Here is a 12,221-nt window from a genome sequence, read left to right as displayed (position 1 = left end):
GTAGTAGTTAACCTATCTTGTATCTACTTGTTGAACATGTTAGCAATGTCATTTAAACTTTTATCAGATTTTAATATCAATTACTCAACTTATTTCAAAATAAAGCTTGGAAAATCCAATTTATAAGGGATTCCAAGCTTAAATCATTCAATTTCATTTCATACACCTATCCTTATTATAAATTAGGTAAGTTAGCTTATACTGTTAACATATTTCTCTACAGATTCTCTGCATAATTCAAGAAATGTTTCTTCGCCTATCGTATTAAGCTTAAAAAAAACTGCTTGACTACCACCAGATGTAATAGCAGAAATAAATATTTTAGGTCCATCTCCTAAAAGAGTGACATTAAGGCTTACACGATTACCACCCATCATACTGTAACGTTCATAGACTCGAACAGCCATTTTTATCTGTCCCATTGCAATATCGCTTCCATCCTCGTAACTAGCTGAAACGCTACCGTTAGTGATTTCATTATGTAGCCATTCTAATAATTCATTAAAATTACCCTCAAGATTTTTTTCATACTTTGCCATAATTCGCTCTCCTATTCCTCAATTTTACCTACTCTAAAATATAATTATAATATAAAGATATTCAATTAATTTGTCTACTTAATTCTGATAACGGTAATCTAGTGCCTGTTAATGCGAGATCAATGGAGAGAGAGACAGATTCTTATTTTTATTAATGTACACAATATGGTTGTATCATTTGAACGAATTGTTACAACATATAAGAGCAGCCTAAGCAACTCTTATTAACAACTTTCACTTGCTTTTCAGACCATTAATAAATGGTTTTATTACTATGCTATATATATTTTTTTTACACAAGCTATCAATTTAGTTAGTCTTATTTTTTTTGTTCTAACCCTCAGTAATTTTAAAGAATTGATAAATTATAGATGAATAAATACAAATGGTTAAAACATATCCCAATTCATTTTTGAAAAAATAAACGAAGAAAACATTCCACCCATTTTGTCATAAGAACATTGTTTTGCATGTTTTTTTCTTCATCGTATTTCCACATTTTTTATTTTTCAATAAATTTCTTTCTTCTTATAAAATAGAATACTCCTACTCCACTTATCATAGTAAGTACAATAAGTCCCCCAATCGGTGTATGATCTCCCGTTTTTGGCACATCATCTTTACCTGAAGATCCTGTATCAGTATCGGATGCTTTTGAGTCTGTTGTGTCAGAGTCGGCTGCTGCTATTTCAAAGCTCGTCTCCACTGAATTTTCACCATATTGAAATCTTACCGTGTGCTTTCCTGTGCCTAAACCATTCAGGTAATCTGCATGGAATGTCAGAATCGTACTTCCAGATTTCAAAGTATAATTAGAAGAATCCACTAAATTACCATCAACATAAATACCTGTCAAATCATTCAGTGCTCCCGAACAGGTTATGGTAAGGGTTCCATCACTGCCGATTTGATGTGTTCCATTCGCTCCTGATTTTATTACATAAGTCTCTGTCTGTGTTGTCACATTTTCATAGGTTGCCGTTATAACAAGCTCTCCTGCCGGCATTGTAAAGGTAGTGGTCTCACTTGTACTACTTGCAAGATTTGCACTGCCACTTTCAACCGTCCAGTTCTTGAACTGTTTACCGCTTGCTGGCGAACCTGCCGTAATGGTAACTGTTGCACCCTTTACATAGGTACCATCCCCACTTCCGTTATTTACAGTTACCTGATACAGTGTTGGTGGATTTGGTGCCGTAGTTACTGTGACTAACCTAGTTGCACCTGCTTTCTGTGTGTCTGTCTCCTTGTATCTAACATACCAGGTTCCTGCAACTACAGTGGTATTACTATCCGTACACGTATTCCACGTTGTTGCAGTTGGTGAAGCAGCGTATTCCATCACTGTAGTTGTTCCAGCTATCTTATCCACACCATCACTTAACCCTGCTGGGGCATTCTGTGTGGCTTTTTCTGTGGCTGGGGCAAGGGTAACACTGGTATTGGCTGCTGGAGTTCCTGATACAGTGATCTGGGTATAGCTATCTCTTGTAACTGTAATTCCATTGGTATTCAAAGAGTTATCACTATTATAATCCGTTGGAAAATAATATCCATCATTTGCTGTGTACACAATGTCTGTCATGGCTCCTGTAAGTCCTGTCTGGGTCGCTTCTCCTGAGTTAGCCGTCTTAGTCGTATAGCTGCCCGCTGTAATTGTTACATCATAGGTACTTAGTGGTGCACTAACTGTAATGGGTATTGCTGTTCCAAATGCAGATGCATAATCGGTTAGATCTCCAGTATTTACATCCTCTGCAAATACATATAAACTATAACTTCCTACAGAAAGTCCTGCTGGAATGGTTACGTTGGAGCTAGTTGCAGCGGTATTACTATTAATAGAACCATAATATAATACGGTTCCATTGCTATCCGTTAACATAGCGGATACCTGACTTGCACCTGTAAGTGTAGTTGCTGTACTATGATTTATTGTAAGATTTTCTGCACTATATCCAGTCTGTAAACTTGTAGCTCCACCTGTCGTTTGGGCTGAAAGTGTAGCATCCGCTCCCTTTAGTGTTAGCTTCCATTGATTAGCTGAAACGTTACTATCTCCCACACTTCCAAAAGAGGATTTACTCGCTCCCCTGGCAAATGTGAAGAGCACAGATGACAGATTCAAATGAAAAGCGGGGCGAACACCCTGAGAATTGTCTACTAGGAGCCCTTCCACGTTGACAAAACCCGAATGGGACACTTCGGCCCCATACATACCATTAAAGCCGGGTGAACGAAGCCACCACCAATACAGTGCAGATTTTGTGAAATGACTTCCAAATCCATAGGTTGCATTGTTAACTTCTGCAAGTGAAAGCAAAAATAATTTATCTGTAGTATCGTTTCCACCTAATGTGCCATAAACCGGATTATTCTCATTTGTGACAGTAGATAGATTAATTGCACCCTGTTCAGCTGTTGTAAAGGTATTTCCAAGCAGGGTCCCTGCTCCACCTGCATTATTAGTTCCATTCAGATATGCTCTTAATGTACATCCTTCCCATGTAATACTGTTATACGTATTATTATAAGCTCTCATTCCTAGGAACTCCTCTGAAAACAAGAACCCAGATTTATCTAATACTCTCCATAAGTGACTTCCATAGTATACCTTGCTGCCTGCCCACGCTGTGGCATCAGTTCCTGTACTAGTAGGATTTTTAATTCCCCCAAAGCCTAAGTTTACATCCTTAACTGTCGGTGCATCCGCCTTCACCTCTATTACACTTCCTGGCACAAAGTTCACTGCACAAATAATCATCACTGTACTCAGCGCGATTGCTAATGCTTTATTCAATCGTTTCTTTCTCATAATTTCACCTCTCCTTTGTTATACTTATAAGCTTACTTCGATCCCTTTGGCTCCTTGTCAGTACAAATTTTTGATAGACGTTTTCTTACCTGTAGGTATTGCCGTACTCTAAGTGTCCATGTTAGCTTTTCATATTGCGTGGAGCAATAAAAATACTACTAGCTAGACGGTTAGCTGCTTATATAGAAAAAACACAATTCCAAATGCAAAGATGTCTCCCATGAATTGTGTCTCTCTTATTGACGTGGAAAGGTCTTGAAACAATCATCGCTTTAACTGCTGTGCTATTAACCTCTAAATTGTTTCATACTAACTAGTAACTTCTTATTGGTTTAATTCAATTCATAATATTTTACCATATTATAGTAATGTTTCAAAGTTTTTTGTAATATTCTTCTATAAAAGCATCCAAAAGTGCCTTTCGCTTCCACAACAGCTTTTTCTTTCTATTCCAGACACTATGGAGGGAATATAGAAGTGAGTTTGTGTACTACTTGGATCAGGCCATAACTGTGGTTTACTTTATTTCCCCCAAGACATCTATTTTATAAATTCATTTCTTTCTTCAGACTGTGCAAAGCCCATGAAAAGCTGATACAACACAGAACTGCAAGTAAAATAATGACGAAAATGATATCACTTTGAGCTATATTTCCGTCTAAAATCAAGGCTCTTAAAGCGTTAATTACATGAGTAAAAGGGTTAAGATTAACAGCAATTTTCAATCCTCCAGTTAAAGTATCTACCGGGAATAAAGCTGTACTTAGGAAGAACACTGGCAGAATAATAGCGCTCATCACGGTTTCATAAACAACTTCATTTGGCAGACTTAAACTGATTGCATAAGCCAGCCCTGAAATAAAAAACGCCGTCATAAATATTAGAAAAACAATAAGTACTAGCCCCATAAAACCAGAGGCAATCTTTACAGAGAAAAAAAGACTTACTACAAACATAATTACAACTTCAATGAATGTACACAAAACAGCTTCTAATATTTGCCCGATGACAATGGAACTCCTTTGTACAGGAGCAATTAATACTCTGAAAAAACTACCGTCTGCTTTCATAAGATAATTCATTATGCCACCACTGCAGCAAGCACTAAAGCATACCAATACAATAAGCCCAGGTAAAATGAATGCAGTATAGTTTTCAATCCCGACACCCTTCATAGACTGACCCGCTACTGCGCTATATAATAGTAACCAAAGCATAGGTTGTAGGATTGTAATCACAATCGTAAAAGCGTTATGATAGCGCCATTTTACATTACGCCATAAGATTGGAAAAATGCTCATTAAGACACCCCTCTGCTTGTCAGTCTTATAAAAACATCTTCTAAAGATGGCTGCAAGATTTCTATTCCCATAAATGCAATATTTTGCTCAAATAATAAGTGTCCGGCTTGTTTTAAATCTACTTGGCTATTTTCACAACAGACACTTAGATGCTCCTCATGCAACACAACTTTTCTACCAGAGAAAAATTTGGCAATTTGTTTCAAACCGATTTTTGCAGCTCCTTTATCAGCAAATGTGATTTTTAATATGTTTTGCTGCAGATATTGGCGCAAGGTATGAGGTGTGCCTTGTAAAACTTCCTTACCATCTTTCATAATACAAATTGTATCGCTTAAACTCTCTGCTTCTTCCAAATAATGAGTAGTTAGAAAAATAGTAGTTCCGAAGTCGCTTCGAATTTTTTTCATCATTTCCCACATAGCCATACGGGACTGAACGTCCATGCCGACAGTAGGTTCATCTAAAAATAAGATCTTTGGATTTGACATCATATTAAGAGCAATATCAAGCCTCCTTTTTACTCCCCCGGAATAAGAAGAAACAGGATACTTCAAATACCTTTCTAAACCAAAACATGAAATCAAGATTTCCATCCGGTCTTTTGCTTCTGTTTTGGGAATTTTATAGAGTTTGCTTTGAAACATCATGTTCTCGGTAAGAGATAAGTGAGTATCAATTGAGGTACGCTGTGCCACACAAGCGATTCCCGAACGGATTACAGCAGCTTCATTATGAATATCTTTGCCAAACACACTGATAGTGCCGGAAGTTGGACGCAGATAAGTTGTAAGTATATTGATTAGTGTTGATTTTCCAGCTCCATTTTCTCCAAGCAAAGAGAATATTTCACCCTCTTTCACTGTCAGACTAACTCCATTTAACGCCTGCATACCATTCTGATATTTTTTAACTAAATTTTCAACATAAATTGCATCCACATTAATCCTCCTTTATTGGAAACAGAATTTCAGTAATATATTTTTCTGGATTACCTTTTATAAGCATACCCGGTCCTTTAATAAATACTTCTCGGAATGGTGGTACTAATTGCAACCTATTTTCAGTCGAAAATTTATCAATAGCCGCATAGGCTTTGTGCATGGTTTCATAAGAACCGATGTGAGTAACACAAACAGCCTTTATTCGTGGTATTTCCTTGATCTCAATCCCATTTCGGGCAGGCATTTCCGCAGTTGGCACGCATAATTCCATCTCACCAATTTTTGTTTCTAAGTTCATGGCAAGGTAGCTAAAAAATGGCGCTCCGTTTGTTTTGCCACGAATGGACTTAAATACATTCGGGAAAACTTTGTTAGCTTCTGTTGCAACTCCCTTGTAGGGAATGTAAGCAACTCGGATAGGTTCAATATCTCTGATTTCAATTTGGTATTCCATGTTTTAATTCTCCTCTTCTTTTTTAATTGCAATCCACACCTCAGAGTGGCCGCTACGTAAATCCCCATTGCTAAATGGATACTCTTCAATATCCGGCAATTCTGCATAAGCATACCCTGAGAACGGAAGCCACTCGGTCACAAAGCGTCTAAACACGCTTTGTATAGATTCTTTGAAATAGCCATCACTTTCAAAGACTACCCATGTAGCAGCTGGAATTTCATATTCAAACATTTCTACCCGAGCTGTTTCATTCGTTGCAACCGCGATATAGTAAAAAATATCATTAGAACTTTGATATGCAGTAACGCCTAAAACACTATTTGGAGCTTGATTTGATAGACAACATAATTCAGACAACGTATTGGTTTTTAATATTTCACTCCAGAAAGTCGGAACGAACTTTTGGTTTTCTTCCATGTCCTCAGATAATTTTGTGCGAACGCCGACAATCCGCATGGCGTCTTTTTCTTCAATTCGATATGGCATAGCACTACCTCCTGTAACTTGTACTGAAAATTTGATAGGGGGATAAGCATTAAGTACACTCCCTTGATTTTTTGCGGCATTCGGAGAAATCCCATGAACATTCTGAAATGCTCGATTAAAAGCTGTTGGAGAATTATATCCATATTTTAATGCAACATCTAAAACTTTTATGTTACTAGACTTCAATTTAAATGCGGCCTGTGTCATTCTTCGGCGTCGTATATAATCTGACAAGGTGATGCCAGCAACATATGTAAACATACGTTTAAAATAATAGGTAGAACAACACGCAATATTTGCCGCTTCCTCATAAGAAATTTCATTATCCAGATTATTCTCTATATAGTTTATAGCACTACTTAATTTCTCCAACCATTTCATTTCATCACCTCCTGAGAAAATCATATACCATAAGGCAATTTAATTTCTCGCTTTTCATGTCCTCTTTTGTAAACCAACCTTACCTTAATAAAAATTTTATATCAAGAATTTTAGTAAATAATGTAATCAGCACAACAATAGGAACACAAATACTCATTTTTTATATAAAAAGAATACCACCAATAAATACATTGGTGGTAAAGTTGACAGTATACAAAAACCTGATTTTCATTTATAATCGCAACCAATATGGAAATGATGCTTTTGGTTACTTAATAAACATGAATCCAACTATTATAAAGTAACTTCCTTTGGATAATAGCTGTAATTAGTATAAAAATAGTTTACAATTTCTTATAAATCCTCATTGCAAATATATACGCAACGACTATTATTACTATACACCAAGCCAAAGCAGTCCATATCTCACTACCTACTGGCTGGTTTGATAATAAATTACGAATAGCTTCTACAATGGGAGTTACAGGTTGTTTTTCCGCAAAAACACGTACTGCTGAAGGCATAGTATCTGTTGGTACAAAAGCAGAACTGACAAATGGTAAGAAAATGATTGGGTAGGCGAATGCTCCTGCACCATCTGGTGTTTTGGCAGCAAGTCCTGCGATTACAGCAACCCAAGTCAAAGCAAGTGTAAAGACCCCAAGAATTCCAAATACCGCGAGCCATTCTAAGATTCCTGCTGAAGAACGAAAACCCATTAATAATGCAACAAGTATAATCACTACTATAGAAATCCCATTAGAAATTAACGAGGTTAATACATGACCCCACAATACTGTAGAACGAGCGATTGGCATCGAGTGAAAACGTTCAAGGATCCCACGTTGTTTATCCATAAACAAACGGTAAGCTACATATGCAATCCCGCTTCCAATTGTCATTAACATTATACCTGGTAATAGATAATCAATATAATTTTCTGTACCTGTTTCAATTGCACCACCAAATACATAAACGAATAATAACATAAACGCAATTGGCGTGATACTAACTGTAATAATTGTATCCATACTTCTGAAAATATGACGCATAGACCGTCCAAACATAACACTCATATCTTTGAAAAAATATTTATTTGTAGATTCCATTTATTTCTCCCCCTTTTTTACCAATGATTGTTAGGAATATTTCTTCTAATGTAGGTTGTTTTTCTACATATTCAATTTTTGCCGGTGGGAATAATTTTTTCAATCTTTCTAGAGTATCTAGAGCAATGATTTTTCCACCATGAAGAATAGCAATTTTATTTGCAAGTTGTTCTGCTTCCTCTAAATGTTGAGTCGTTAAGAATACAGTAGTTCCTGCAGATGACAACTCTTTTACAATCTTCCAAACCTCTAAACGTGCTTCTGGATCAAGACCTGTCGTTGGCTCATCTAGGAAAATAATCTTTGGATTTCCCACAAGACTCATTGCGATGTCAATTCTCCTTTTCATCCCTCCAGAGTAAGTACCAACTCTACGGTCTGCAGCCTCTGACATACCAAAACGATTAATTAATTCCTCTGCTACAGCATTAGGATTTTCAAGATGTCTAAGTTTTGCTATCATTTGAATATTCTCACGTCCAGTCAAAATTTCGTCAATAGCAGCAAACTGACCCGTAAGACTGATCGAACCTCTAATCCCTCCATGATTTTTTTCAATATCAAAACCATTGATCACAATACTCCCAGCATCTGCTTTAAGTAAAGTAGCCATGATTTTAATCATCGTTGTTTTTCCTGCTCCATTAGAACCTAGTAATGCAAATATACCCCCTTGCTCTACTTCAAAATCTACTCCTTTAAGTACTTCTACATCTTTGTAAGACTTCTTTACACCTTTAATTTGTATGATATTTTTATTCATTTTCTTATCCTCCTCAATAAATAAAGAGCCGACAATCGTGATTTCAATCACATATTATCGGCTCTGCGTCTTAGCGTCTGGCTCTTTCATAACTGCTATATTCAGTTGTTTTACAGTGATGATGGTTTCTTGTTTACACTTGGGACAAAATAGCGGGAAATTTTCAAGCACAGTATCACCACGTATCTTGACTCTTGTTTTGTTGCCACAAACCGGGCATAATATCCAATCGTATTTACACACTCTACCATCCCTTTCGTTGTTTTTTTTGTTGATTACTATCATTTTAATATCTAAAACATTAAGTTCAATATCCATCCTTTACTTTGTTTTGTCTATAGTCTTTTATATGACTTAGTTTTGAACCTACTGTGTTAGCCATTTTTGATACCTATCGATTCGATTATGGCAAAATCAATCATTTGGGGTCGTTATCCTTTCCTAATTTTTTCATTATGTCTTGATTAAGCTTCTCGTGCCAATTTTCCGTATATGTTTTGGCGTTGCGCAGAAGTTCGTCGCAGAATTCTGCTACATCCTCACCCGTGATTTCTAAAATCTGTTTGCTTTCTGCCGCACCGGCTTCGAACAAATCTATCAATTCATATTGAATCTTCATCATGTCATAGCCGTCTCCTGCCGCAAAATTCCACATGTATTTTTGAATTTTTTCGAATACGAACTGATAGTCTTCAGGTAACGTTTTTACCCTTGCCATTTGTTGCTTATACTCTTTTTTATCGCCGACCACTTTTTTGAAAAATTCCAGCATAGTTACTATTCCTCCTTTAATTGGTTGATTTTTGACGCGACAAATTCCCATCTTTCCCAGAACCTTCTTAGTTCCTGCCTCCCTGAATCGTTGAGCTTGTAAAATTTTCGCGGCGGTCCCATATCAGATGGTTTTTTTTCTATGTCCACAAGTTTATTCTTCTCAAGCCGAACCAAAATGGTGTAAACAGTTCCATCCACAACGTCCGAAAATCCCAGGGAATTCAGCCTCCGCGTGATCTCGTAACCGTAGATTTCCTCGTGATTAATGATTTCAAGGACGCATCCTTCCAGTACACCCTTTAACATTTCTGTGATGTTTTTCATTTCATCGCCTCTTCACTATTTAGTATCACCAATATTCAGTATTACTTAGTACTGTTATATAGTATCACATAGTAGTGATAGAGTCAATAATAAATCCTGCAGCCAAAGCAATTAGTACAATTAATGGTGCTGGAATCCTTTTTGTGAATAAAAGTAAAGCAGTGAGAAACGTAATTAAAATATTATCGAGTTCGAATCCACTCTTTTGCATCAATATTATCGCCGCCACAGTGATTAAACCACCAGCAACAGCTGTAATCCCTTTCAGAGATACTTTTATTCCTTTAATCTCCTTTAAGTTTTCCCATATTGGGTATATGAAGTAAATTAAAAGTAGTCCAGGTAAAAATATTGCTATACCCCCTGCCACCGCACCTATAACTTGGGTTAGTATACTCCCGCCTCGAGCTGCCATACCACCTGCATATGCACTAAAGCTAAACATTGGACCTGGCAACCCTTGTACAAGACCAAATCCGGTCAAGAATTCTTGATTTGTCATATAGTGATTTGCTTCTACTAGTTCACTATGCATAAGGGGTACTACCACCTGCCCGCCTCCAATAACCAAATAACCATAGCGATAAAAACTTTCAAATAAATGAATGATTTTATTGTCCCAAAAACTTTAGGGACATGTCTCAACTATTTACATTAACACGCATTCTCTTCTCTTAGCACATGGAATAGGCGCAAATTCCATATTCTTACGTTCTGAAACTTTTGAATGTTTACGTACTTCCTTTGATATGGTACTAGAATCCTTTCTTGTCATTTTTGCAATAGTAGCAAAAGAATTCCCTGCCAAAAGTCCTTTTTCAATCTCAATTCGTTGAGATAATGTTAAGTGTTTGTGATTACCTTTATGGTTACTCATTGAAACCTCACTTTCTGCACAGGCAGGTAATCAACTATACCTGTATTATACATAAAGTGTCGTGTGAGAGTAACCTCTAGGATGTAGAATTTACTCTTGCATTATGGAATTTAGTTTTTCATTCAAGGCTATTGCAAATCAGTCTAAAAGATGTCATAATATAACCAAACATACGTTTGGCGGTGATTGTTGTGCCTAGAGTGGCAAGAAGAAGAAATCCCGAAATCCCACACCATGTTATGTGCAGAAGTATTACCGAAGTGACTCTTTTTAAAAATGATAGTGACAAAATTAAATATCTACAGCTTATGGCTCTATATTGCAAAAAATTAAAATGTAGCATATTAGCCTACTGTCTTATGGACAATCATGTCCATATACAACTTGATCCTCAAGGTTGTGATATCTCTAAATATATGCATGGCTTAAACCTTTGTTATGCCCAGTATTACAACCGTAAATACCAAAGGCATGGCCCCGTCTTTCAAGGTCGCTTTATTAGTAAAGTGATTGACGAGGATGAGTACAACTTAATTGTATCTGCTTATATACACAACAATCCAAAAAACCTACCTGATTATAGTGACTGTGTTGATACTTATCGTTTTTCTTCTTATGGGATATACTTAGGTATTCATCATGATTACTATGGTATGCTAAATACTGACTTTATTTTATCTCAGTTTAGCAACAATTATGATACTGCTAAAACTGTTTATACCGATTTTGTGAGTAGTTGCAACAATGTCACTCAAAAGCAGAAACAGTTTGAAATTATTGATGCATACGTCTCAAAAGATCCTTATGAATATAGAAGTGAACGATATATTTATTATAGGGATCTAACTCCTAGGACAGTAATTGAAACAGTTGCTGAAGTATTTGGCATTGGTAGTCCTGACTTTATAAAGATCAAATACAGTCACAGTGTTTCTAGTTTTAAGGCTATTTCTATATTTCTAATGAGGTGCCTTTGTGATTACTCTTATAAGGACATCTGTAAAGAGATTGGTAATCTCACTCTCTCAGAAGTTGCCAAACTCTCTGGTAAAGGTTTTACTCTTATTAATACTGATCCTAAATATCAGAAATTATTAGCACAATTATTTGAACGAATAAGAGCTGCCTAATCAACGCTTATTAATAACTATCCCTCTTTTCAGACCATTAATAAATGGTTTTATTACCATGCCAATATCTTTCTTTCACACCTTCTAAACTTAATTAGTTTTATTTTTTTTTTCCTTTTTTCAATGATTTTAAGAAATTATGTTTTGAATAAATGCTTATGGTTGCCATGTCCCTATTAGTTTTCTTAGTTTTCTGGTTGAGCCATGTCCCTATTAGTTTTCTTAGCACAATTATTTGAACGAATAAGAGCTGCCTAATCAACGCTTATTAATAACTATCCCTCTTTTCAGACCATTAATAAATGGTTTTATTACCATGCC

At 36.2% G+C, this 12,221-nt stretch carries 14 protein-coding genes; 1 reads left to right on the top strand and 13 read right to left on the bottom strand.

The window, feature by feature from the left end; translation table 11 throughout:
* Positions 1-191: 191 nt before the first annotated feature.
* The 13 genes from GC105_RS06525 to GC105_RS06465 all read right to left on the bottom strand — a co-directional run bounded on the left by GC105_RS06525 (position 192) and on the right by GC105_RS06465 (position 10,770).
* The gene (locus GC105_RS06525) at positions 192-539 is read right to left on the bottom strand and encodes a DUF6054 family protein (RefSeq protein WP_152802944.1); all 348 of its coding nucleotides are present in this window, start codon (positions 537-539) and stop codon (positions 192-194) included.
* Positions 540-1,041: 502 nt separating this feature from the next.
* On the bottom strand, positions 1,042-3,354 hold the full coding sequence (locus GC105_RS06520; protein WP_152802942.1) for a DUF6273 domain-containing protein: 2,313 nt from the start codon (positions 3,352-3,354) through the stop codon (positions 1,042-1,044).
* 545 nt (positions 3,355-3,899) lie between these two features.
* On the bottom strand, positions 3,900-4,655 hold the full coding sequence (locus GC105_RS06515; RefSeq protein ID WP_152802940.1) for an ABC transporter permease: 756 nt from the start codon (positions 4,653-4,655) through the stop codon (positions 3,900-3,902).
* Complete coding sequence (locus tag GC105_RS06510; protein ID WP_343029976.1) at positions 4,655-5,596, bottom strand: ABC transporter ATP-binding protein; 942 nt, start codon at positions 5,594-5,596, stop codon at positions 4,655-4,657. Before GC105_RS06510 ends, GC105_RS06515 begins: the two co-directional genes overlap by 1 nt.
* Position 5,597: 1 nt before the next feature.
* The gene (locus GC105_RS06505; protein ID WP_152802938.1) at positions 5,598-6,053 is read right to left on the bottom strand and encodes a GyrI-like domain-containing protein; all 456 of its coding nucleotides are present in this window, start codon (positions 6,051-6,053) and stop codon (positions 5,598-5,600) included.
* 3 nt (positions 6,054-6,056) lie between these two features.
* Positions 6,057-6,923 carry an AraC family transcriptional regulator gene (locus GC105_RS06500; protein WP_152802936.1) on the bottom strand — a complete coding sequence of 289 codons (867 nt, stop codon included), beginning with the start codon at positions 6,921-6,923 and terminating at the stop codon, positions 6,057-6,059.
* A gap of 344 nt (positions 6,924-7,267) precedes the next feature.
* Positions 7,268-8,032, bottom strand: coding sequence for an ABC transporter permease (locus GC105_RS06495; RefSeq protein ID WP_152802934.1), 765 nt, complete (start codon positions 8,030-8,032; stop codon positions 7,268-7,270).
* Complete coding sequence (locus GC105_RS06490) at positions 8,016-8,795, bottom strand: ABC transporter ATP-binding protein (RefSeq protein ID WP_152802932.1); 780 nt, start codon at positions 8,793-8,795, stop codon at positions 8,016-8,018. The genes GC105_RS06495 and GC105_RS06490 overlap by 17 nt, the downstream gene beginning before the upstream one ends.
* 54 nt (positions 8,796-8,849) lie before the next feature.
* Complete coding sequence (locus GC105_RS06485) at positions 8,850-9,080, bottom strand: cysteine-rich KTR domain-containing protein (protein ID WP_152802930.1); 231 nt, start codon at positions 9,078-9,080, stop codon at positions 8,850-8,852.
* A gap of 133 nt (positions 9,081-9,213) precedes the next feature.
* On the bottom strand, positions 9,214-9,567 hold the full coding sequence (locus GC105_RS06480; RefSeq protein WP_152802929.1) for a DUF1048 domain-containing protein: 354 nt from the start codon (positions 9,565-9,567) through the stop codon (positions 9,214-9,216).
* A gap of 5 nt (positions 9,568-9,572) precedes the next feature.
* Positions 9,573-9,893 carry a PadR family transcriptional regulator gene (locus tag GC105_RS06475; RefSeq protein ID WP_152802927.1) on the bottom strand — a complete coding sequence of 107 codons (321 nt, stop codon included), beginning with the start codon at positions 9,891-9,893 and terminating at the stop codon, positions 9,573-9,575.
* Between the two features lie 64 nt (positions 9,894-9,957).
* Entirely contained in the window at positions 9,958-10,500 is a 543-nt protein-coding gene (locus GC105_RS06470; RefSeq protein ID WP_343029980.1) for a chromate transporter, read from the bottom strand.
* Positions 10,501-10,542: 42 nt separating this feature from the next.
* Entirely contained in the window at positions 10,543-10,770 is a 228-nt protein-coding gene (locus tag GC105_RS06465; protein WP_152802925.1) for a helix-turn-helix domain-containing protein, read from the bottom strand.
* A gap of 191 nt (positions 10,771-10,961) precedes the next feature.
* On the opposite strand from GC105_RS06465, the gene GC105_RS06460 reads away from it, so the two are divergent.
* Positions 10,962-11,900: a transposase gene (locus GC105_RS06460; protein WP_152802923.1), complete on the top strand. Its 939-nt coding sequence runs from the start codon at positions 10,962-10,964 to the stop codon at positions 11,898-11,900.
* Positions 11,901-12,221: the final 321 nt, after the last annotated feature.

This window comes from Alkalibaculum sporogenes (genome assembly GCF_009362815.1).
GTDB classification, from domain to species: Bacteria; Bacillota; Clostridia; order Eubacteriales; family Alkalibacteraceae; genus Alkalibaculum_A; species Alkalibaculum_A sporogenes.
The sequence above is the reverse complement of the archived record's forward strand: the minus strand, read 5'-3'. Positions and strand labels throughout refer to the sequence as shown.